General features: G+C 52.9%; 22 protein-coding genes. All 22 read left to right on the forward strand.

All coding sequences use genetic code 11. The features are described 5' to 3' along the window. Positions 1–2 precede the first annotated feature (2 nt). The 22 genes from fliQ to M467_RS26200 all read left to right on the forward strand — a co-directional run bounded on the left by fliQ (position 3) and on the right by M467_RS26200 (position 24160). Positions 3–275 carry a flagellar biosynthesis protein FliQ gene (fliQ, locus tag M467_RS26095; protein WP_021067134.1) on the forward strand — a complete coding sequence of 91 codons (273 nt, stop codon included), beginning with the start codon at positions 3–5 and terminating at the stop codon, positions 273–275. Continuing rightward, positions 272–1042: a flagellar biosynthetic protein FliR gene (fliR, locus tag M467_RS26100; RefSeq protein ID WP_021067135.1), complete on the forward strand. Its 771-nt coding sequence runs from the start codon at positions 272–274 to the stop codon at positions 1040–1042. The genes fliQ and fliR overlap by 4 nt, the downstream gene beginning before the upstream one ends. Next, positions 1039–2130: a flagellar biosynthesis protein FlhB gene (gene flhB / locus M467_RS26105; protein ID WP_021067136.1), complete on the forward strand. Its 1092-nt coding sequence runs from the start codon at positions 1039–1041 to the stop codon at positions 2128–2130. The genes fliR and flhB overlap by 4 nt, the downstream gene beginning before the upstream one ends. Positions 2131–2143: 13 nt before the next feature. Next, positions 2144–4162, forward strand: a complete 2019-nt coding sequence (gene flhA / locus M467_RS26110; protein ID WP_021067137.1) for a flagellar biosynthesis protein FlhA — start codon at positions 2144–2146, stop codon at positions 4160–4162. Beyond that, on the forward strand, positions 4163–5242 hold the full coding sequence (locus M467_RS26115) for a flagellar biosynthesis protein FlhF (RefSeq protein WP_021067138.1): 1080 nt from the start codon (positions 4163–4165) through the stop codon (positions 5240–5242). Further along, on the forward strand, positions 5221–6060 hold the full coding sequence (locus M467_RS26120; RefSeq protein WP_021067139.1) for a MinD/ParA family protein: 840 nt from the start codon (positions 5221–5223) through the stop codon (positions 6058–6060). The genes M467_RS26115 and M467_RS26120 overlap by 22 nt, the downstream gene beginning before the upstream one ends. Before the next feature lie 19 nt (positions 6061–6079). Continuing rightward, positions 6080–8047, forward strand: coding sequence for a chemotaxis protein CheA (locus M467_RS26125; protein WP_021067140.1), 1968 nt, complete (start codon positions 6080–6082; stop codon positions 8045–8047). 12 nt (positions 8048–8059) lie between these two features. Further along, the gene (locus M467_RS26130; protein ID WP_021067141.1) at positions 8060–8491 is read left to right on the forward strand and encodes a chemotaxis protein CheW; all 432 of its coding nucleotides are present in this window, start codon (positions 8060–8062) and stop codon (positions 8489–8491) included. Continuing rightward, positions 8481–9080 carry a chemotaxis protein CheC gene (locus tag M467_RS26135; protein ID WP_021067142.1) on the forward strand — a complete coding sequence of 200 codons (600 nt, stop codon included), beginning with the start codon at positions 8481–8483 and terminating at the stop codon, positions 9078–9080. The genes M467_RS26130 and M467_RS26135 overlap by 11 nt, the downstream gene beginning before the upstream one ends. Then, complete coding sequence (locus M467_RS26140) at positions 9073–9558, forward strand: chemotaxis protein CheD (RefSeq protein WP_021067143.1); 486 nt, start codon at positions 9073–9075, stop codon at positions 9556–9558. The genes M467_RS26135 and M467_RS26140 overlap by 8 nt, the downstream gene beginning before the upstream one ends. An 11-nt stretch (positions 9559–9569) precedes the next feature. Then, positions 9570–10340: a FliA/WhiG family RNA polymerase sigma factor gene (locus tag M467_RS26145; RefSeq protein WP_021067144.1), complete on the forward strand. Its 771-nt coding sequence runs from the start codon at positions 9570–9572 to the stop codon at positions 10338–10340. A gap of 13 nt (positions 10341–10353) precedes the next feature. Continuing rightward, entirely contained in the window at positions 10354–10722 is a 369-nt protein-coding gene (locus M467_RS26150; protein WP_021067145.1) for a hypothetical protein, read from the forward strand. Between the two features lie 152 nt (positions 10723–10874). Continuing rightward, on the forward strand, positions 10875–11615 hold the full coding sequence (gene rpsB, locus M467_RS26155; protein ID WP_021067146.1) for a 30S ribosomal protein S2: 741 nt from the start codon (positions 10875–10877) through the stop codon (positions 11613–11615). 117 nt (positions 11616–11732) lie between these two features. Continuing rightward, positions 11733–12614, forward strand: coding sequence for a translation elongation factor Ts (gene tsf / locus M467_RS26160; RefSeq protein ID WP_029595690.1), 882 nt, complete (start codon positions 11733–11735; stop codon positions 12612–12614). Positions 12615–12720: 106 nt separating this feature from the next. Continuing rightward, positions 12721–13446, forward strand: a complete 726-nt coding sequence (gene pyrH, locus M467_RS26165) for a UMP kinase (protein ID WP_021067148.1) — start codon at positions 12721–12723, stop codon at positions 13444–13446. Further along, complete coding sequence (gene frr, locus M467_RS26170) at positions 13443–14003, forward strand: ribosome recycling factor (RefSeq protein WP_021067149.1); 561 nt, start codon at positions 13443–13445, stop codon at positions 14001–14003. Before pyrH ends, frr begins: the two co-directional genes overlap by 4 nt. A gap of 83 nt (positions 14004–14086) precedes the next feature. Continuing rightward, on the forward strand, positions 14087–14824 hold the full coding sequence (locus M467_RS26175) for an isoprenyl transferase (protein ID WP_021067150.1): 738 nt from the start codon (positions 14087–14089) through the stop codon (positions 14822–14824). A gap of 1 nt (position 14825) precedes the next feature. Continuing rightward, positions 14826–15623, forward strand: a complete 798-nt coding sequence (locus M467_RS26180) for a phosphatidate cytidylyltransferase (RefSeq protein WP_031200184.1) — start codon at positions 14826–14828, stop codon at positions 15621–15623. 15 nt (positions 15624–15638) lie between these two features. Beyond that, positions 15639–16784, forward strand: coding sequence for a 1-deoxy-D-xylulose-5-phosphate reductoisomerase (dxr, locus tag M467_RS26185; RefSeq protein WP_021067152.1), 1146 nt, complete (start codon positions 15639–15641; stop codon positions 16782–16784). A 16-nt stretch (positions 16785–16800) separates the two neighbouring features. After that, positions 16801–18051, forward strand: a complete 1251-nt coding sequence (gene rseP / locus M467_RS26190; protein ID WP_021067153.1) for an RIP metalloprotease RseP — start codon at positions 16801–16803, stop codon at positions 18049–18051. Between the two features lie 40 nt (positions 18052–18091). Beyond that, entirely contained in the window at positions 18092–19792 is a 1701-nt protein-coding gene (locus M467_RS26195; protein WP_021067154.1) for a proline--tRNA ligase, read from the forward strand. Between the two features lie 75 nt (positions 19793–19867). Further along, the gene (locus M467_RS26200; RefSeq protein ID WP_034797239.1) at positions 19868–24160 is read left to right on the forward strand and encodes a PolC-type DNA polymerase III; all 4293 of its coding nucleotides are present in this window, start codon (positions 19868–19870) and stop codon (positions 24158–24160) included. Positions 24161–24188: the final 28 nt, after the last annotated feature.

Raw genomic sequence — 24188 nt, forward strand, 5'->3', positions numbered from 1 at the left:
ATATGACGCAGGAAATGGTCATTTATTTGGCGACGGAGAGTGTGTGGACGTTATTGAAAATCTCGATGCCGCTCTTATTGATCTCGCTCGTCGTCGGTCTCGTCATTTCGATTTTACAGGCGACGACACAAATTCAAGAGCAGACGCTATCGTTCGTCCCAAAGATCGTCTCGGTCTTTATCGGGCTCGTCGTCTTTGGGCCTTGGATGCTGCAACAGATTGAAGGGTTCACCCGTTTGATTTTTGAACTGATGGTCGAGGTCGCCTCGAAATGAACGCGGTCGATTTCATCAGTCTCTATGGATTGACGTTTGCCCGTCTTTCCGGCTTCTTCGTGAGCGTCCCGTTATTTTCATCCCGGCAACTGCCGGTCATGCACCGCGTCGCGTTCAGTGCCTTTTTAGCGTATTATGCGATGTTCACGGTGACAGAGCCGCTCGATCTCGGTCAAGCCTATATTTTACAGGTGTTGTACGAGGTGTTGATCGGGTTAGTGCTCGGTATTTTGATTAACATTTTATTCTTTGCGCCTCAGATTGCGGGTGGCGTCATCGATTTACAGCTCGGACTCGCGATGGCATCGGCCTATGACCCGATGTTCGGAGGCCAGTCGCCGCTGATCGGTCGATTCTATTATATTTTTACGTTGTTTATCATGCTGTCGAGCAACTTACATCTGTTGCTGATTGATGGCATCTATTATAGCTTTCAAATTTATCCGCCGGGTCAGCCGATCATCGACTTTAGCGAAGCGTCACTCATGATGGCCGTCAAGGTCGTCACAATGACGATGATGGTCGCCTTGCAGCTTGCCTTTCCGCTCATGGCATCGCTCTTGCTCGTCGACATGGCGCTCGGGTTCTTGGCGAAATCGGCGCCGCAGTTCAATATTTTTGCAATCGGATTTTCATTCAAGCTGATTGCGGGATTTTCGGTCATGGTCGTCATGATGGGCTTGACCTTGAACGGCATCAGCCAATTCATCCCGATTCTACAAGAAGTGTTACGTGATTTTATGACTGTGCTAGGAGACGCCTCATGAAGCCTCTATATACCTTATCGGTCGATCTTCAATTTTTTGCAGGAGAAAAAACCGAAAAAGCAACACCACGTAAACGAGAGGATTCGCGCAAGAAAGGCCAAGTGGCCAAGTCAGCCGATTTGACCGGTGCCTTTGCCTTGTTCGCGATGTTTCTCATGTTATCGTTCTTAGGACCGTATCTCGGCAAACAGTTGTTCAGTGTGACGAAAGAGTTGCTCGGTCCGAGCTACTTACTGTTCGATCTGTCCAACGGATTGTCCGGCATGCTCACCGACTTGTTGCTTCGGGTCGGACTGATCGTAGGCCCGTTCTTCGCGGTCGCCGTCGTGTTCGGGATTTTAATCAACTACCTTCAAATCGGGACGTTGTTCTCGGCGGAAGCGATTCAACCGAAACTCGAACGAATCGATCCGATTAAAGGGGTCAAACGGATTATCAGTATGAAAGCGGTCGTCGAATTTTTAAAGTCCTTATTCAAATTATTGATTATCCTGACGACTGCCGTCGCCGTGCTCTGGCAGAATCAAAAAGAGCTGTCCCGCATGGCGGTCGAACATATCCGTGAATCGGTCATCGCGCTCGCCCATATCACGATCGAACTCGGACTATGGGTGAGTGTGGCCTTGCTCGCGCTCGCGTTGCTCGACTTCTTCTATCAACGATTCGATTTTGAGAAATCGATTCGCATGTCGAAGCAAGATATCAAAGACGAGTATAAGAATAGTGAGGGTGACCCGCTCATTAAATCGAAAATCAAACAACAACAACGGGAGATGGCGATGCGCCGTATGATGCAAGAAATTCCGAACGCGGATGTCGTCATCACCAACCCGACCCACTATGCCGTCGTCATCCGGTACGATGACACGAAAGACTTCGCGCCGCTCGTCGTCGCCAAAGGGGTCGATCGTGTCGCCTTCAATATCCGTGACGTGGCCAAAGAACATGACATCCCGATTGTCGAAAACAAACCGTTGGCCCGTGCGCTGTACGCCCAAATGGATATCGGGGAAGTCGTTGACGAGTCGTTTTATCAGGCGATCGCCGAAGTGCTCGCATTCGTCTATCAATTGAAACAACCGTCTTGAGGAGGAGTATGTATTGGCAGTAAAAGCTAAAGATTTTGCGGTATTGATCGGCGTTCTGTTAATCGTCGTCATGCTCGTCATCCCGTTACCGGGGTTCATGTTAGATTTCTTAATCATTGTCAATATACTGATTGCGTTGCTCATTTTGCTCGTCGCGATGAATGCTCGTGAAGCACTCGACTTCTCGGTCTTTCCGTCGCTCTTGCTGATCGTGACGTTGTTCCGGCTCGGATTGAACGTGTCGACGACCCGTTCGATCTTATCGACCGGGTACGGCGGAGAAGTCATCGAGACGTTCGGTCACTTCGTCGTCGGCGGGAACATACTTGTCGGGTTCGTCGTCTTCCTCATCCTCGTCATCATCCAGTTCGTCGTCATCACGAAAGGGGCCGAGCGTGTGTCTGAAGTATCGGCGCGTTTCACCCTCGACGCGATGCCAGGGAAACAGATGGCCATCGATGCCGATTTGAATTCGGGCTTGATTGATGACAAAGACGCGCAAATCCGTCGGAAAAAGATTCAAAGCGAAGCCGACTTTTATGGATCGATGGATGGGGCCTCGAAATTCGTCAAAGGGGACGCCATCGCCGGGATTATCATCGTCGCCATCAACTTGATTTTTGGGATCATCATCGGTACCGTCCAAATGGGACTTCCGGTCGGTGAGGCGTTCCAGACGTTCTCCCTCATGACGATCGGGGACGGGCTCGTCGGTCAAATCCCGGCGCTCCTCATCTCGACGGCAACCGGGATTATCGTCACGCGTGCCGTCTCGGACGGGAATCTCGGCGAGGACGTCGTCGATCAGCTCGGTCAAAACCCGACGCTGCTCTATATCGCCGGCTCCATCGTCATCATGCTCGGCTTTATTTCGCCGAGTCTGCTCCCCGTGACGCTCATCATTGCCGGCGCCACGTTCTATGGCGCCTATACGATGCGTCGCAATTTGAAACGGGTCATCGATACGCCGTTACCGGAAGAAGAACCGTCGGCACCGACGGAGACGGTCGTTTCGCTGTTACAGATTGATGCTATCGAGTTCGAGTTCGGTTACGGACTCATTCCGCTCGCCGATGAATCGCAAGGCGGCGACTTGCTCGACCGAGTCGTCATGATCCGTCGTCAGCTCGCGCTCGAACTCGGGTTCATCTTGCCGACGGTACGGATTCGTGATCATCTGCAACTGTCACCGAACGCATATCGCATCAAAGTGAAAGGCAACGTCGTCGCTGAAGGCGAACTCTTGCTCGATCATTACTTGGCGATGAGTCCTGGGATTGAAGATCCAGAAGTATATGGGATTGAAACGACGGAGCCGGCGTTCGGTCTCCCGGCGCTATGGATTGATGAAGAGACGCGCACCCGCGCCGAAATGAGCGGGTATACCGTCGTCGATCCGCCGTCCGTCGTGGCGACACATTTGACGGAGACGCTCAAGAAACACGCTGCCGACCTGCTCGGCCGTGAAGAGACGAAACAGCTCGTCGAGCATTTGAAAGAGACACATCCGGTGCTCGTCGAAGACGTGACACCATCCGTCTTGTCGATTGGAGACATTCAAAAAGTGCTCCGTCATCTGTTGAAAGAACACGTCTCGATTCGCAATTTACCGCTCTTGTTCGAGACGATGGCCGACTATGGCAAAGTGACGAAAGACGCGGATATCCTCGGCGAATACTGCCGGCAAGGTCTGTCGCGTCAATTGACGGATCAAGTCAGTCCGCCCGACGGACCACTCTACGTGGTCACGCTCGGCGGTCAGACCGAACAGCTGATTCAAGACGCCGTTCAAAAGACGGAGTTCGGCAACTATTTGGCGCTCGACCCGGAACAAGCGCGCGAGATTATCGAACGCTCGGGCGAGCAGCTGTCGATGTTCGAACGCTACGGGGCATCGGCCGTCATTCTTTGTTCGCCGACAATCCGCCTGTTCGTGAGACAATTGCTCGAACGGTATTATCCGGATGTGCCGGTCCTCGCCTACAACGAACTGCTCAGCTCGATTGAAGTGAAAAGTATTGGGGTGATTTAAGTGCAAATCAAAAAATATACAGGCAAGACGATGGCGGAAGCGATGGCGAAAGTCAAACAAGAGTTTGGCGACGACGCCGTCATCTTGAATTCGCGCCAAGTGAAGAAAGGATGGCTCGGCTTGTTCGCCTCACAACACGTCGAGGTCATCGCCGCGCTCGAGAAGGCGCCGCTCGCCGTCAAACCACGTACGGTTGCGAAGCCGGTCGCGGCAACGAAACCTGAGGCAACGCAAAAACGTCAACCGCAACCACGGAACGTCGCGTATGCTGCGCCTGAAATCTCGGGAGCGAGACGGTTGCCGGCACCATTGGCACACGTCGAAGCGCTGCTCGCGTCCGAATCGTTTCAAGGTGAAGCGTGGGACGAAGCGATTCAGGAACTGTATTACACGACAAAATCGGTCGACGCCGTCGAACGTTACGTCCGCGATCAAATCCAAAATTCTTTCTTGCCTGTACCGGAACCGAAGCGGTACATGATGCTCGTCGGTCCGACCGGTGTCGGCAAGACGACGACGCTCGCGAAACTAGCCGCCCACTATAAGCTCGAGCATGGACTCTCGGTCGGCCTCATCACGACGGATACGTATCGAATCGCTGCCATCGAGCAGTTGAAGACGTACGCCGAGATTCTAGACATCCCGGTCGAGGTCGCCTACGATTTTGATGATTTCAAGCGGGCGAAGCAGCTGTTCGCTCGAAAAGACATCATTTTGATTGATACGGCTGGCCGCAATTTCCGCGACGAGGCGTATGTTGAGCAGTTCGAGCGGCATCATGACTTTTCGGAGACGAGTCTCTCGCTCGTCCTCAGCTTGACGTCAAAGATGCGGGACATGGAAATGATATATCGTCAGTTCGAGCCGTTGCCGCTCGGGTCGCTGATCTTCACGAAAGCGGACGAGACGAGCGACATCCATGCGATGTATCGGATGGTTCGCGAAAGTGGGCTGCCGGTCGCTTGGCTGACGGATGGACAAGAAGTGCCTGACGACCTCGTCAACGGGGACCCTTCCCGGCTGACGGATCGGTTGCTTGAGAAAGAAGGGTGGACCCAATGGACCAAGCAAGACGTCTAAGGGCGAAAACAGAGACCCCACCGACGACGATCGCTTTCGCGAGCGGGAAAGGCGGGGTCGGCAAGACGAACGTCTGTGTCAATACGGCCATCGGCCTCGTCGAGCTTGGGAAGCGCGTGTTAATCGTCGATCTCGACATCGGGATGGCGAACGTGCATATCTTGTTGAACGCCTCGAGATCACGGACGATGATGGATTCGGTCAAAGCCCGAATTCCGCTGGCCGCCTCGGTTCAGAAAGGTGTGCATGGTGTCGATATATTACATGGGGGGAGTGGACTTGATGAACTAGTCCAATTCTCACATGCCGATATGCAATTTTTTATGCGTGAACTCGAAGTGCTCACTGAATACGATTATGTCCTGTTCGACATGGGGGCCGGAGCGACCGACACATCACTTCAATTCATTGAAGGATGCGATGAGATGTTTCTCATCTTGACGCCTGAACCGACCTCGCTCATGGATGGGTACGCCTATACGAAGCTGGTGCATCGACAAAGCCCAGACTTACCGCTCGGCGTCATCGTCAATCGGGCCCAATCGGGTGAGGAAGCGCTGCAATGTTTTGAACGAATGGAAGTTGCGTGTGAGCAGTTTTTAAAGAAATCGATTCGATTCCTCGGGTATTTACCAGATGACGCCACGGTCAGAAGAGCGGTCATCGCCCAAGTCCCGTTTTACCATTTGGACCGAAAAAGTGATATCAGTTGGCGGTTAGAGCGGATTTTAACGACATTGACCGGGACACCGCCGAAACCGCGTCATTTTATGGATCGCTTGATGGGGAACTTGAAACGTCAGTGGAACCGAGTCTAACGACAGGGAGGCATTATAGATGGACGTGAACGAATACTTAGGATTGTTTTTAGATGAGTCGCAAGAACATATTCAATCGGTGAACACCCAACTGTTAAAACTTGAACAGACGGGCAGCCAAGAGGCGATTCAAGAGATTTTCCGCTCCGCGCATACGCTCAAAGGAATGTCGGCGACGATGGGTTACGAGAGTGTGGCCAACTTGACACATGAGATGGAGAGCGCGCTCGACTTGGTTCGGGCCGGTAAGAAAGAGAGCAACCAGCTGTTGCTTGATACGATGTTCTCAGCGATGGAACAAATCGAAGAGATGATTGCCAATATCGAGACCGGCGGCCGAGGCGCGAACGTCGATGTCGCTGCGACGGTGTCTGCGTTCCAGTCGTTCATCGGCAGCTCGCCAAAGGCGGCTCCGACGGTCGAAGCCAACGTCTTCACGGCCGACCTTTATACGGATTCGGTCATCACCCAAGCGAAGGAGACGGGCTTCGAGGCGTTCCAATTGCACGTGAAACTATCCGATGCCGTCGTTTTGAAAGCGGCGCGTGCTTATATGGTATTCGATCGCCTGCAAGAACTCGGCGAGGTCGTCCGGACGTTACCGGAAACCGAGGCCATCGAACAAGAGCAGTTCGACCTCTCGTTTGACGTCTTGTTTGTGTCACAAGAGACGGCAGATGTGATTGAACACGCCGTGTCCCAAGTGTCAGAAGTCGAGCACGTCCTCGTGACGGTGTATACGAGTGCATCGAGTGAACCGGAAGTCGCCGTCAGTGCCGAGACCGTCGCCGTCGCTGAAGCGAAACCGAAAGTCGAGGCGGACGAGCCGAAAGAACAGGCTGTCGCCCAGGCGAAGACGATTCGCGTCAACTTGGAACGGATTGATCGTTTAATGAACTTATTCGAAGAGTTCATTATCGACCGCGGTCGTCTCGAGCGGCTCGCCGACGAAGTCGGACAGCCTGAATTGAACGAGACGGTCGAGAAAATCAAACGCGGGACGAACGAACTCCAATCACTCGTGCTGACGCTCCGGATGATGCCGATCGAGCAAGTGTTCAACCGCTTCCCACGCATGGTACGTTCGGTCGCGAAAGACATCCATAAAAAAGTCCAGCTTGAGATCACAGGCGCGGAGACGGAACTCGATCGGACGGTCATCGATGAGATTGGCGACCCGCTCGTTCACTTGATTCGCAATGCCATCGATCACGGCATCGAACTACCAGAAGTCCGTGTCGCAGCCGGGAAACCGGAGCAAGGGAGTCTTGCACTCCGGGCTTACCATGGCGGCAACCGTGTCTTCATTGAAATCGAGGACGACGGGGCTGGGATCCATGTCGATAAAGTCCGGTCGAAAGCGCTCGAGCGCGGCGTCATCACGCCGGAAGAAGCGACAGCGATGACCGATAACGAAGTCGCTATGCTCATCTTTGCCCCAGGCTTCTCGACGGCAGACGTCGTCACTGATTTGTCTGGTCGCGGTGTCGGTCTTGACGTCGTGAAAAACAAAATTGAATCACTCGGTGGGGTCGTCACGCTCGAGACGGTCGTCGGACAAGGGACGAAATTCCAAGTCAGCCTTCCGCTCACGCTGTCCATCATCTCGGCGATGCTCGTTCAAGCCGGTGAGGAGACGTACGCCATCCCGTTGTCATCGATTCTTGAGACGACACTTCTTGACGAGGCTGACATTTTGACGGCCCATCGCGAACGTGTCTTCGATTTCCGAGGTCAGCTCGTCCCGCTCGTCTATTTAAAAGAAATGTTTGCGATTGAGACGGAAACGAAGACGCAATTCCCGGTCGTCGTCGTCCGTAAAGGAAATAAACTCGTCGGCGTGGTCGTCAACGATTTGATTGGCCAACAAGAGATTGTCATGAAGCCGCTCGGTACGTATCTCGAGGGCATTCCGGCCATCTCTGGTGCGACGATACTCGGAGACGGGCGTGTCGCCTTGATTGTCGACAGCAACGATCTGTTCTAAGGAGGAAGAAGGATGGAACAAAAATGGGTAGTCTTTTCACTGGGAACGAACACATACGGGATCGATGTCCAGTCGGTCCGCTCGATTGAACGGGTACAACCGGTCACACGCGTCCCGAACGCACCAACTCACGTCAAGGGCGTCATCAATTTGCGTGGTGTCGTCACGCCGGTCATCGACCTTCGCCTCCGCCTCGGGTATGAGGCGATTGAACCGACCGACGAGACTCGAATTTTAATCGCCTCGCTCAATCAAGGCGATGCCGGTTTTATCGTCGATCGCGCCAACGAGGTCGTGGAAAGCGAGGACGTTCGTCTCGAGCCGATTCCTGAATCGAGTCGAGACATGTTGTCGGCTCATTTGACGGCGATTGCGAAAGGGGAGGACAAACTGTTCTCGCTTCTCGACGCCAACGCGTTGTTCGAGGAACAACATGCTGAGTGAGTTCGAGCAAGATTTATTGAAAGAACTTGGCAATATCGGATCAGGCCACGCAGCGACGGCATTGTCGACGCTCTTGGCCAAGCCGGTCAACATTACCGTCTCCTCGGCCGAGATGGAACCGATCACGTATCTGCCGGAACGGGTCGGCGGTCCTGAGCGTCATGTGGCATCCGTGCTATTAGAGCTCGGAGGCGACATCAGCGGCATGATCCTCATCTTATTCCCGGTCGACGACGCCGAGATGATGGTCTCATCACTCATCGGGAGCGGGTTCACGTTCCAAGCGGCCGATGAACTCGGTCAGTCGGCATGGGAAGAGATTGGGAATATCATGAGCGGGGCCTACGCCCGGGCGCTCGGCGATTGGTTGAATACACCGATTCCGATTCACGTCCCGGCGACAGCGGTCGACATGGCCGGTTCGATCGTCGAATTCGTCGTCACATCGGTCCAGCCCGAAGAAGATGCGGCGCTCTATATCGATACGACGTTCCGCATCGACGGAAAAGTAAGTGCTGGACATGTGTTGTTCCTACCGACGCATGGCTCGCTCGAACGGATTAAGCAGCGGTTGATGGGCCATGGCTGAAGTACTCAAAATTGGGATTGCAGAATGGAAGCAGACGACGGCGCCGAACAAGTTGCGGACGGCCGGGCTCGGTTCGTGTGTCGGGGTTATCCTGTACGACGTCCGGCTTCAAGTCGCGGCGATGGCCCACGTCATGTTGCCGGATTCGGCGATTGCCCGCAAACATCAAACGATCGAAGTAGGGAAATATGCGGATACGGCCATCGACGCTCTCGTCGCTTCATTGAAACGGGCCGGGGCCGGTCGGTTGCAAGCAAAGATGGCCGGCGGCGCCCAAATGTTTCAATTTAAATATGAGAATGAGGCGATGCGCATCGGTGAACGAAATGCCGAGGCCGTCCGCAATGCGTTGAAAGCGCACCGGATCCCGCTCATCGCCGAGGACTGTGGCGGACATAATGGGCGGACGATTGAATTTGATGTGGCGACTTGCGTCCTCTCGATTCGAACGGTCAGCGTAGGAACAAAGGAAATTTAGGGGGGATCGACATGACGACTCAACTTACCGAGTTGTGGGATCGTTGGAATACTGACCGCGATATGGATACGGCGAATGAACTATTGACGCACTATGAGTTCCTGATCCATTATCACGTGCAACGAATGATCGTGACGCTCCCGAAGAGCGTCGAACGCGACGAATTGAAAAGTTTGGGTTACATGGGATTGTACGATGCCCTCATGAAATATGATCCAGAACACAACAACAAGTTTGACACGTACGCGGCGTTTCGGATTCGGGGCGCCATCATCGACGGATTACGGAAAATCGATTGGTTGCCGCGATCGGTGCGTGAACGGGTGAAGAAGATTGACCATGTCGCCGAACAGCTCGAACAGAAGTTGCATCGGGCCCCGACGAAAGAAGAACTGGCGCACGCGTGCGAGCTGCCGGTCTCAGAAATCGAGAAAGCGATGGCGGAAGGGTACTTTGCGAACATGTTATCAATTGATGAGGCGGTGACGCTTCAAGAGGAAGGCAAGGTCATGTCCGTCACGTATTTTGACCCCGACTCCGAAAAACCGGAAGACACGCTCCTGCAGCGCGAGTTGCTCGATGTGTTGACGAACGAGATTGAGCATTTATCTGAGAAAGAACGGCTCGTCGTGTCGTTATTCTATTTTGACGAGTTGACGTTGACGGAGATCGGTGAAGTGTTGGAACTCTCGACGTCCCGCATCTCACAAATTCATTCCAAGGCGCTGAAGACGTTGAAGCTTGCGCTCGGACGTTCCTATTTAGAAGAAAAGACATCGTGAAGGAGGGATGGAGATGACCGTCGTCTATATCGGAATCGCCTGTATCGTCGCGTACGGACTGTTGATTTTGTTTCGTCAAGTCCAGGCGCTGACGGCTCGTGTCACGCGGCTCGAACAGGAGAAGCGTGAGACAGAGGCCCTCCTGTTGTCGTTCATGGAATCGATGAACGATGTCGTGAAACACCCTGCACCATCGAGCGAGGAATCGGCTGTGGAACCTGCACTTGAGGATTCGCCGATGGAGGCACCGTCGTCCCGTGAGCGCCAACAGGCACCGCACGTCGAGGACGTTTTACTGAACCATTCGGTCCGAGAGACGGCCCGACTGCTCGGAAAAGGTGAGGGAGAAGTCGCCCTTTATGCCAAACTTCGCAAAAAGTGAGAGTTGCCGGATTGGCTGACATATGCTATAGTAATTTTCGGTGTTAAACACATCACACACGTCTCGGGATGGTATTCCTCGGTGCCGAAAGGTCGGAATACAACGATGAACGAGGCGGAGGACTTTTTTAAACCACAAGGAGGAAATTTATCATGGCAGTAATCTCAATGAAGCAATTGCTCGAAGCTGGTGTACACTTCGGTCACCAGACACGCCGTTGGAACCCAAAAATGGCGAAATACATCTTCACGGAGCGTAACGGAATCTACATCATCGACCTTCAAAAAACGGTCAAAAAAGTAGACGAAGCTTACAACTTCGTTCGTGAACTCGCGGCAGAAGGCGGAAACGTCCTCTTCGTAGGTACGAAAAAACAAGCTCAAGACACGATCAAAGAAGAAGCACTCCGTTCAGGTATGTACTTCATCAACGAGCGTTGGTTGGGTGGAACACTCACAAACTTCTCAACAATCAAAAAGCGTATCAACCGCTTGAAGCAGCTTGAGAAAATGGAAGCTGACGGTACGTTCGAAGTACTTCCTAAGAAAGAAGTCATCATCTTGAAAAAAGAAATGACACGTCTTGAGAAGTTCCTCGGCGGAATCAAGGACATGCCAGGTGTTCCTGATGCCCTCTTCATCGTTGACCCACGTAAAGAGCGTATTGCGATTGCAGAAGCTCACAAATTGAACATCCCAATCGTTGCGATTGTCGACACAAACTGTGACCCAGACGAAATCGACTACGTCATCCCAGCGAACGACGATGCGATTCGTGCGGTTAAATTGCTCACTTCTAAGATGGCAGACGCGATCATCGAAGCGAAGCAAGGCGAAGAAGAAGTAGCTGAAGAAGCAGTAGCTCCAGAAGCTGAAGCGACAGAAGCTGAGTAATCGGTCAGACAACAGGTGATAAAGGGAAAGCCTTTTATCACCTTTTTTTAGGACACGTATATAAAGCCTTAGTGCTTTTTCTTAAAAATTCGTAAGTTTTACAAGGAGGAATTTCCGATGGCAGTTACAGCAGCAATGGTAAAAGAACTTCGTGAAAAAACAGGCGCAGGTATGCTCGATTGCAAAAAAGCACTCACTGAAACAAATGGTGACATGCAAGCGGCAATCGACTTCCTTCGTGAAAAAGGGATCGCTAAAGCAGCAGCTAAAGGCGACCGCATCGCAGCAGAAGGTTTGACGGCAGTAGCGGTTGACGGCAACAAAGCTGCGCTCGTCGAAGTTAACTCAGAAACAGACTTCGTTGCGAAAAACGAGAAGTTCCAAACACTCGTTTCAGACGTGGCGAATGCAGTTCTCACTTCAGGCGCGACTTCAGTAGAAGCGGCACTTGCTTCTGAATTCGTAGCAGGTAAAACACTTGAGACGCACATCCAAGAAGAAGCTTCGACAATTGGAGAGAAAATCTCACTCCGTCGTATCGCTGTTCTTCAAAAAGCTGACGATGCAGTCTTCGGCACGTACCTTCACATGGGTGGACGCATCGGTTCGGTCGTCATCATCGACGGTACAACGGACGAGACAGTTGCGAAAGACGTAGCTATGCACGTCGCAGCAGCACGTCCACTTTACGCGACACGCGACGAAGTATCGGCTGAAGAAGCAGATCGTGAGAAGAAAGTCTTGACTGAGCAAGCCCTCAACGAAGGCAAGCCTGCCAACATCGTCGAGAAGATGATTGCGGGACGTATGAACAAGTACTTCGAGGAAATCTGCCTCGTCGACCAAACATTCGTTAAAGACGCTGACTTCAAAGTTGGGAAATACGTAGAGTCTAAAGGCGGCCGTGTCAACTCATTCGTACGTTTCGAAGTTGGAGAAGGTATGGAAAAACGCGAAGAAAACTTTGCTGAAGAAGTAATGAACCAACTTAAAAAATAATCTGCATCACGCGTGATGCAATCAAAATTGGGAACACGTCTGTATAACCTTGAGTTAGTTCGTTAAGGGAGCGTGTTCCCTTTTTTCAAGCAAGAGGAGGCAAAGTATGGAACCGAAATATAAGCGAATTGTGTTAAAATTGAGTGGAGAAGCGCTCGCAGGAGATCAAGGGTACGGGATTGACCCGGCCATCGTCAACTCGATCTCTGGACAAATCAAAGAGTTGGTCGCCTTGGGCGTCGAAGTAGCCGTCGTCGTCGGAGCCGGAAACATCTGGCGCGGGAAGACGGGCAGCGAACTCGGCATGGACCGGGCGAATGCCGATTATATGGGCATGCTTGCCACGGTGTTGAACTCGCTCGCACTTCAAGATAGCCTTGAATCGAACGGTGTCCAGACGCGCGTCCAAACCTCAATCGAAATGCGCCAAGTGGCTGAACCGTACATCCGTCGTCGGGCGATGCGTCACCTTGAAAAAGGTCGAGTCGTCATCTTCGCGGCAGGGACGGGGAACCCGTACTTCTCAACAGATACGACAGCAGCACTCCGCGCAGCGGAAATTGAAGCTGACGTCATCCTGATGGGTAAAAACAACGTCGATGGTGTCTATTCGGCGGATCCGAAACTCGTTCCGGATGCGGTCAAATACGACACGCTCACGTACTTGGACGTCTTAAAAGACGGACTCCAAGTGATGGATTCGACAGCCACATCACTATGTATGGACAACCATATCCCACTGATTGTATTCTCATTGCTTGAAGAAGGAAACATCAAACGTGTCGTACTCGGGGAACATATCGGGACGGTAGTAGGAGGAATCAATTCATGAGTGTTAATGACGTATTGAAAACTGCTGAAGAAAAGATGGAGAAAGCCCATTCTGCCTTGAAACGTGATTTCGGGACACTTCGTACGGGACGCGCTAGCGCGTCAATCTTGGACCCGGTCCAAGTCGACTACTACGGCGTACCGACTCCGCTCAACCAAGTGGCAAACATCAACACTCCGGAAGCGCGTCTACTCTTGATTCAACCATGGGACAAATCGATGGTGTCAGATGTCGAGAAAGCGATTCAAAAAGCCGACCTCGGCCTCTCGCCGTCTTCTGATGGGACGGTCATTCGTCTCGCGATCCCAGCTTTGACAGAAGAGCGCCGCAAAGAGCTCGTGAAAGTGACGAAAAAATATGCGGAAGAAGCGAAAGTAGCTGTCCGTAACGTTCGTCGTGACGCGAATGAAAACTTGAAGAAGCTTGAAAAAGATGGGGACTTGACTGAGGACGACCTTCGCGGTTACGCGGATGACGTTCAATCGTTAACGGATTCGTACATCAAAAAGATTGATGAATCTGCAGCGACGAAAGAAAAAGAAATCATGGAAGTGTAATCACGGAAGTGGTATACCAAAAAGCTGTGTGGGGACCCTTTTACTGAGAGGGTCCCTCTTTCATACAATCAGGAGGATAGAGTATGTTTAAATGGGTGAATCCTAAAACAAAAACCGAGGCGGAACTGAGCATTCCCGAACACGTCGCCATCATCATGGACGGCAACGGCCGTTGGGCGAAGAAGCGTGGGCTCCCTCGCATCATGGGTCACCGGGAAGGGATGAAGTCGGTCCGGGAAGCGGTGCGCACCGCCCAAGAACTCGGCATCCGTTCATTGACGCTGTATGCGTTCTCGACGGAGAACTGGACGCGTCCTGAAGAAGAAGTCAACTTCTTGATGAAATTGCCGAAGCAATTTTTAGAGACGGATTTAAAAGAATTGGATGAACAGAACGTTCGCGTGCTCGTCGCAGGCGATGTGACAAAACTGCCACGCGGGACGCGAGAAGCGGTCGATGAGGCACGGACACGGACGGCGACGAATACGGGGCTCGATCTCGTCTTTGCGCTCAACTATGGCGGACGTGATGAACTCGTTCAAGCGATGAAACAAATCGCGAGTGATGTGGCGCACGGTACGATCCAACCGGACGAGATCGATGACGTCATGATTGGTGAGCGTCTCATGACGAACATGCAAGACGTTGATTTGATTATCCGCACGAGTGGGGAACAGCGCCTCTCGAACTTCTTGCTCTGGCAAGGGGCTTACGCTGAACTACATTTCACGGACGTGTTGTGGCCTGAGTTCAAACGGGATCACTTCGTCGAGGCGATTGAAGCGTACAATGCGCGGACTCGCCGGTTTGGCGGGGTGTGACATGAAAACACGAATCATTACCGGTCTCTGGGCCGGCGCCATATTTGTCACGTTGATTGCCTTAGGCGGTAGCCCGTTCGTCATCTTGATGGGCGTGCTCGCCTTAATCGGATTGAGCGAGTTTACGTTGATGCGCAATCATAAATTGATGGCGTTCCCGTTTCTCGTGACGTCACTTCTCGTGGCGTTCCCGTTCATCTTGATGTTGCTCGAGCGTCGGCTCGTCCTCGAGGAACTGCCGATGTCGACGACGCAATGGATGGTGCTCGGTTTAATGCTCCTCTTGTTCTGGACGGTCGTCACGAAAAACCGGTTCACGTACGAAGATGCGAGCTTTTATTTCGTCTCTGCCGTCTATCTCGTCATCGGGTTCTCGAGTTTCGCACTCGTCCGCTTGTCAGAAGACGGGCTCGTCAAAGTGTTGCTCGTCTTGTTCATGATTTGGGCGACCGATTCTGGAGCCTATTTCACAGGGAAAGCAATCGGAAAGACGAAACTATGGCCGTCGATCAGCCCGAATAAGACAATTGAAGGTGCGATCGGCGGCATCGTGTCGGCGATTGTCCTCGGCATCGTCTACGTACTCATCGAGCCGGTGTTACCGATTCTCGAAGTATTGGTGCTCGCGGTCGTCGTATCAGTCGTCGGTCAACTCGGTGATTTGGTACAATCAGCATACAAGCGTCAATATAATGTGAAAGATTCCGGTCATCTGTTACCGGGACACGGTGGGATTTTAGACCGGTTTGATAGTATGATCGCGGTATTCACCGTCATTTGGGTATTTAATTTGTTATAAAAGAGGAGTGTCAAGATGAAGCGAATCAGCTTAATCGGGGCGACTGGATCGATTGGCGTACAAACATGCGACGTCATCGAACAGCACCCCGACTTGTTTGAACTTGAGGCATATGCGTTCGGAACGAACGTAGACGTGGCGGAAGAATGGATCAATCGACTACGGCCAAAATACGTATCCGCTAAAAATATCGAGGTACTCGAACAGCTCAAGCCACGCCTTACATATGAACCACTCTTTTTCATCGGACTGGAAGGGTTGATTGCATGTGCGACCGCTGAACGGGCCGATGTCGTCGTGACGGCAGTCGTCGGGGCCGTCGGGCTTGAACCGACCCTTGCCGCCATCGAAGCGGGGAAAGACATCGCGCTTGCGAACAAAGAGACTCTCGTCACGGCAGGGCATCTCGTCACCGCAGCCGTCAAAAAGCATGGCGTCAGCCTGCTCCCGGTCGACAGTGAACATTCGGCCATCTATCAATGCTTGAACGGCGAACGTCGCGACGACGTCTCGAAAATCATCTTGACGGCCTCAGGCGGAAGTTTCCGTGACAAGTCGCGAGAAGAGCTTGAAGGGGTTACGGTCGCAGAGGCGCTCGCGCATCCGAATTGGTCGATGGGTGCCAAAATCACAATCGATTCGGCGACGATGTTCAATAAAGGACTCGAAGTCATCGAAGCGCACTGGTTGTTCGATATCGATTATAATGATATTGAAGTAGTGCTCCATCGCGAGTCGATCATCCACTCGATGGTCGAATTCAAAGATGCCGCTGTCATGGCGCAGCTCGGCAACCCCGATATGCGAGGCCCGATTCTCTATGCGCTATCAGCCCCGAAACGTCTTGAAATCGAAGGGAACAAGCGGTTAAACTTGAGAGAAATCGGGACGCTACACTTCGCGGAAGCCGATTTAACACGTTATCCGGCGTTACGCCTCGCTTATGAGGCCGGGCGTGCCGGCGGTTCGATGCCGACCGTGCTCAATGCGGCCAACGAGGCGGCCGTCGAGCTGTTCTTGAACGGGGAGATCGCATTCCTCGATATCGAACGCATCGTCGAGCAAGCGATGGAGACACATACGGTAATTGCAGAACCGACGCTCGAGGAGATTCTTCAAATCGACCGAGCGGTTCGAGAACAAATTCAGCAAGGAAAGTGAAGGTGGGGAATAGACAATGACGACTTTTATCGCCATCGTTTTGATGTTTGGGGTACTCATTTCGGTTCATGAATGGGGACACCTCGTCATGGCGAAACGGGCAGGGATTCTCTGTCATGAATTTGCAATCGGGTTTGGACCGAAAATCCTCTCATTCCGAAAAAATGAGACGCTGTATACGATTCGACTATTGCCAATCGGCGGTTATGTCAAAATGGCCGGGGAAGATTTTGAGCCGATCGAAGTGAAGGCCGGGCAACACGTCGGATTGCGTCTGACGAGTGCCGGGACGGTCGATCGCGTCTATTTCCAATCGGACCAGGCCCAAGACGTTCATGTCGTCGGGACGGTCGACAAGTTTGACTCGGTCCGCGAATTGAAAGTACAACTGCTCGTCGATGATGAGGTCCGTGTCTATTCGCTCGAGCGGGACACGCTTCTCGTCGACCAAGGCATGGAGATTCAAATCGCGCCTTACGACCGCACGTTCGGAGCCCAGTCTGTCTGGAAACGGGTGCTTGCGATTGCAGCCGGTCCGGCGATGAACTTCGTCCTTGCCTTCCTCCTCCTCGTCATCGTCGGTCTCGTCCAAGGGACACCGACGGACGATGGTCAAATCGGTACGGTCCAACCGGACTCGGCCGCCGATCAAGCCGGGCTCGTCGCAGGCGACGAGATCGTCTCGATCGAGGGTCAACCGATCGACAACTGGCTCGATTTGCGGACGGTATTGGCCGATCGTGCCGACACGCCGACCGAAGTGACGTATATTCGTGACGACGTCGAGCAAACGGTGACGATTACGCCGCAAGCGGTCGAACAAAATGGGGAGACGGTCGGAATTTTAGGCGTGACGAACGCGCTCGAACGTTCACCGGCCAAAGCCTTTACAACCGGGGCCGAGACGACGTGGACGATGTCGACGCTCATCTTCTCCGCGGTCGGTGACTTGGTGACGGGTCAGGTCGGCGTCGATCAGTTGGCCGGTCCGGTCGGGATCGTCCGCATGACCGACGAAGTGGCAGCGAGCGGATTCATCATGCTCCTTAACTGGACGGCACTTCTATCCGTCAACTTGGCCATTTTCAACTTGTTGCCGCTCCCGGCGCTCGATGGGGGACGACTCATCTTCCTCTTGTTCGAAGCGGTGCGCGGACGACCGATTGATCCGAAAAAGGAAGGATTCGTCCACTTTATCGGTTTCGCTTTGCTCATGCTGCTCATGTTGATTGTCACCTGGAATGATATCCAGTCATTCTTTAAATAATAAGATCTAATCGAGTTACAGAAGGGAAACGTTGATACCTATGAAACAATCGAGACTGTTCATGCCTACATTACGAGAAGTACCGGCCGATGCGGAAGCCATCAGCCATCAGCTTCTCGTCCGTGGGGGCTTCATGCGCCAAAACGCCGCTGGGATTTATTCATATCTCCCGCTCGGCCATCGCGTATTGCACAATATCCAAACGATTATCCGCGAAGAGATGAATCGGGCCGGAGCGCAAGAGTTGCTCATGCCAGCGATTCAACCGGCCGAACTATGGGAAGAGACGGGACGCTGGGGCATTTACGGTCCAGAATTGATGCGATTGACGGACCGTCATGACCGTCGTTTCGCACTCGGTGCGACTCATGAGGAACTCATCACGTCAATCGTGCGCGATGAACTCAACTCGTATAAAAAGTTACCGGTCAACTTGTATCAGATTCAGACGAAGTATCGCGACGAACGTCGTCCGCGCTTCGGATTGCTCCGGGGTCGTGAGTTCTTGATGAAAGACTCGTACTCGTTCCATGCGACGCAAGACGACTTGGACGAAGAGTATACGAATATGTATAACGCCTATTCACGCATCTTTGACCGCATCGGCTTGAAATATCGTCCGGTCGTAGCTGATTCAGGTGCCATCGGCGGGAAAGATACACACGAGTTCCAAGCGCTCGCCGAAATCGGTGAAGATACGATCGTATATACGGATTCATCAACTTATGCGGCGAACATCGAGATGGCTGAAACGCTCGACCGCTATGACATGCAAGCGGCCGACGTGCTCGCACTCGACAAGGTCGACACGAAAGACAATAAGACGATTGAAGATGTGGCGCGTTTCTTGAACGTCGATCCGAAGACGACGATCAAGTCGGTCCTCTTCAACGTCGATGGCGAGACGGTCATGGCCATCGTTCGAGGTGATCACGAGGCGAACGACGTCAAAGTGAAGAACGCTCTCGGTGGACTCGACATCCAAATGGAAGAAGAAGCGACGATTATCGACTTGTTCGGCTGTGAGCCGGGCACGCTCGGACCGATTCATTCACCGGTCAAAGTCGTGGCTGATTACGCCGTCAAATATTTGGTCGACGCGGTATGTGGCGCCAACGAGGCGAACACCCATTATACGCACGTCAACGCCGAACGCGACTTGTCGCATTTGACGTATCACGACCTCCGTTTTGTCGTCGAAGGCGACATGGCACCTGACGAGTCAGGTCCGGTCCGCTTCGCCCGCGGGATTGAAGTCGGACAAGTGTTCAAGCTCGGCACACGCTATTCAGAAGCGATGGGCGCGACGTTCTTGAACGAAGAAGGTCGGGCCGAACCACTCATCATGGGCTGTTACGGCATCGGCGTCTCGCGGACGTTGTCGGCCGTCATCGAGCAACATCATGACGATCGCGGGATCGTCTGGCCGAAGAGCGTCGCTCCGTTCGATGTGCACTTGATTGCCATCAACACGAAAGACGAGGCGCAAGTCGAACTCGCGAACCGTTTATACGATGAGCTGTCATCGACGTACGATGTGTTGTATGATGACCGTAAAGAACGGGCTGGCGTCAAGTTTGCCGATGCTGATTTGATCGGTCTTCCGATTCGTATCAACGTCGGGAAAAAAGCGAGCGAAGGAATCGTCGAAGTGAAAGTACGTGCCACTGGCGAAGTCCTCGAGACGACAGTCGATGAGTTGCCACGTGTCATCACGACGCAACTGAACGAAGCCAAATGATCGATGAAGGTGACGGTTTCTTGCCGTCACCTTCATTTTTCGACATTGAATGATAAAAGGGGGGACTTCTTACCCGTGGAAGCTAATCAAAAAATGCAATTGCTCTTGGGTGACCTCGGCATCACGACCGAAACGGATCAATTCGACGGAGCGGAGCTGTCACGACTCGTCGTCAACAAGCAACGCCGGACATGGACGTTTTATTTCCAATTGCAACACGTGTTGCCGTATGAGGTGTATCAACTATTCATGAGCCGGCTCGAGAGTCGCTATGCGACGTTCGCGGACGAGGTGTACGCTCGGTTCACGACGACGTCAGGTGGGGGCGAACAGGACTATATCGACTATTGGCCCCGAATCGTCAGTGAATTGAGCCAAGTGTCAGGCGCGATGCGCAGTTATTTCGCATCGGTCGCACCGCGCTTCGAGCAGAACAAATTGCTCATCCCGGTGCGCTCGGCCCCTGAGGCGAACTATGTCGATAAAGAGTTATGCCAAGAAGTCCAGGCGCTCTACAGCGCCTATGGCTTTATGAAAAAACCATGCCAAGCGTTGTTCTCAGAAAATGAAGAAGCGAACCAAGCGTTGCGCGAACAAGTCGTCCAAGAAGATTTGGAACAGGCGAAGCTCGCACTCGCGGCGCAGTTCGCCAAGTCGACCGAGACGAACGATGAGCCGGTCACTGAAGTGCGGATGGGCGCCTTGATTAAAGACGAGATTGTCCCAATCAAGACGATTATCGAAGAAGAACGACGCGTCGCCATCCGTGGCCTCGTCTTCTCGGCCGAACGGAAAGAATTGAAGAGCGGGAAGAAACTGTTCACGTTCAAGATGACGGACTATACCGATTCACTCATCGTCAAAGTGTTCGCGCGCGATGACGACGATGACCGTATGCTCAGTGCCGTCAAAAAAGGCATGTGGATTCAAGCAGCCGGTCGTGTCGAGGATGACAGCTTCATGCGCGAACTGTGCATGATGGCGTCACAACTGCAAGAAGTGAAAGTCGAACCGGTCCGGGACGAATGGGCCGGTGAAAAGCGGGTCGAACTGCACGCGCACACGCAGATGAGCCAGATGGACGCGGTCACAAACGTATCGGCACTCGTCGCACGAGCGGCGAAATGGGGCCACCGTGCCATCGCCATCACGGACCATGCCGGAGTCCAGTCGTTCCCAGAAGCCTATTACGCCGGGAAAAAGAATGACATTAAAGTGCTGTTCGGGGTCGAGGCGAACGTCGTCAATGACGGCGTACCCGTCGCCTATCATCCGACCGACGTCCCGCTCGACGATGCGACGTACGTCGTCTTCGACGTCGAGACGACGGGGCTTTCGGCCGTCTACAATAAAATCATCGAGCTCGCGGGTGTCAAAATCAAGGACGGAGAGATTATCGACCGCTTCGAGGCGTTCGCCGATCCGAAGCATCCGCTCTCGGCCACGACGATTGAACTGACGGGTATCACCGATGACATGGTCCATGGCCAGCCCGATCCGGAAGTCATCGCCAAGCAGTTCGTCGATTGGTGCGGGGACGGCATTCTCGTCGCCCATAACGCATCGTTCGATATGGGCTTCCTTGAAGCGACGCTCCGGAGCGGTGGACACGAGCCGGATGACTATCCGGTCATCGACACGCTCGAGCTCGCCCGGACGATTTTACCGACGCTCAAGAACCACCGTCTCAACACGCTCGCGAAGCGATTCGATATCGAGTTGACGCAACATCACCGCGCCATCTATGATGCCGAGGCGACGGCGTATTTGCTCATGAAGCTGCTCGAACTCGCCAAACAGATGTTTGAGATGGAAACGCATCGCTCGCTGAACGCGAAAGTCGGGAGCGACGTCTCGAAGATTCGTCCGTTCCATGCGACGATTTATGCGAAAACGAAAAAACCGGGACTCCGGAACTTATACGAACTGATTTCCTTGTCGCACATCGACTACTTGTTCCGCATGGCACGCATGCCTCGCTCGGAGATTATCAAGCGTCGTGAGGGCCTCTTGATCGGTTCGGCGTGCGACAATGGCGAGATTTTCGATGCTGCCCTGAACAAATCGGACGAAGAGCTTGAGAAGATGATGGCGTTTTACGATTTCATCGAGATTCATCCGCCGGCGCTCTATATGCATCTCATCGATAAAGAAATTGTCGCCAACGAACTTGAGTTGCGTGAAATCATCAAACGGATCATTCGCGTCGCAGGTCAGGCCGGACTGCCGGTCTGTGCGACCGGCAACGTCCACTATCTCGACCGGACGGACCGTTCGTATCGGGAGATTTTGATTCGGACGCAAGGTGGCGCCAACTTCATCAACACGCGGAAAGAACTCCCGCATGCCCATTTACGCACGACGAAAGAGATGATGGAAGACTTCAAATTCCTCGGGGACGAGCTCGCCCGCGAGATCGTCATCACGAACCCGAACGCGATTGCCGATCAAATCGAGTCGATTCAAATCATCCCGGACGACTTGTATACGCCGAAGATTGAAGGGGCCGACGATGAAGTCCGGAATATGAGTTATGATATGGCCCGCTCGATTTATGGAGAACAACTGCCTGAAATCGTCGAAGCTCGGCTCGAGAAAGAGTTGAAGTCGATTATCGGTCACGGGTTTGCGGTCATTTATTTAATCTCGCATAAACTCGTGAAGAAATCGCTCGATGACGGCTATCTCGTTGGGTCACGTGGTTCGGTTGGATCGAGTTTCGTTGCGACGATGACCGAAATCACCGAAGTCAATCCGCTGCCACCGCATTACGTCTGTCCGAAGTGTCAACATTCCCACTTCTTCGACGACGGATCGGTCGGGTCCGGGTATGACCTTCCCGACAAGCAATGTCCGGAGTGTGGGACTTGGTATACGAAGGACGGGCACGATATCCCGTTCGAGACGTTCCTTGGTTTCAAAGGGGACAAAGTACCGGATATCGATTTGAACTTCTCGGGTGAATATCAACCACACGCCCACGCTTACACGAAAGTGTTGTTCGGTGAAGAGTATGTGTATCGTGCCGGTACAATTGGGACGATTGCCGATAAGACGGCGTACGGATACGTGAAAGGCTATGCGACCGAGAACGATAAGATTTATCGGAATGCCGAGGTCGACCGGCTCGTCTCGGGTGTCACCGGCGTCAAACGGACGTCCGGGCAACACCCGGGGGGGATTATCGTCGTCCCAGATTATATGGACATCGCCGAAATTTCGCCGATCCAATATCCGGCCGATGATAAGTCGTCCGAATGGAAGACGACCCACTTCGACTTCCACTCGATTCACGACAACTTGCTCAAACTCGATATTCTCGGTCACGATGATCCGACCGCCATCCGGATGCTCCAAGACTTGTCCGGTATCGATCCGAAGACGATTCCGACGGACGATCCGACGGTCATGAAAATCTTTTCGTCGCCGGAAGTACTCGGTGTCACGCCGGAACAAATCGAATCGAAGACGGGTACGCTAGGGATTCCAGAGTTCGGGACGAAGTTCGTCCGGCAGATGCTCGAAGAGACGAAACCGTCGACGTTCTCCGAACTCGTTCAAATTTCGGGACTGTCTCACGGGACAGATGTCTGGATTGGGAACGCGAACGAACTCATCTATAACGGGACGTGTGAATTGAAAGACGTCATCGGGTGTCGTGATGACATCATGGTCTACTTGATTTATGCGGGCCTCGAACCGTCATTTGCCTTCAAAATCATGGAGTCGGTACGGAAAGGGAAAGGCTTGTCGGAAGACATGGAGACGGAGATGCGGGCCAACGATGTTCCGGAATGGTACATCTCGTCTTGTAAGAAGATCAAGTATATGTTCCCGAAAGCGCACGCCACGGCGTACGTGCTCATGGCCGTCCGGATTGCCTACTTCAAAGTGCATCATCCGATTCTGTATTACGCGACGTACTTCACGGTCCGGGCCGGCGACTTCGATTTGTCGGCGATGATCAAAGGGTCACAGGCCGTGCGTAAAGCGATGTCGGATATCCGTGAAAAAGGATTTGAAGCCACGGCGAAAGACAAAGGCCTCCACACCGTGCTCGAGCTCGCACTCGAGATGTTAGAGCGCGGCATGAAGTTCCAGAACATCGATTTGTACCGTTCGAGCGCGACCGAGTTCTTGATTGAAGGGAACACGCTCATCCCGCCGTTCAATGCCGTCGATGGTCTCGGTACGAACGCGGCGAAAGCGATTGTCGATGCACGTGCCGAAGGACAGTTTTTATCGAAAGAAGACTTGCGCAAACGGGCCAAGTTGTCGAAGACAATCGTCGAGACGCTCGATACGATGAAATGTCTCGAAGGCCTCCCGGATGAGAACCAACTCTCGTTCTTTGATTTTGGGGTGTAAGTTGCGAAAAACCGGGAAAATATGATAT

Source organism: Exiguobacterium chiriqhucha RW-2, from assembly GCF_000416965.1.
Classification (GTDB): Bacteria; Bacillota; Bacilli; order Exiguobacteriales; family Exiguobacteriaceae; genus Exiguobacterium; species Exiguobacterium chiriqhucha.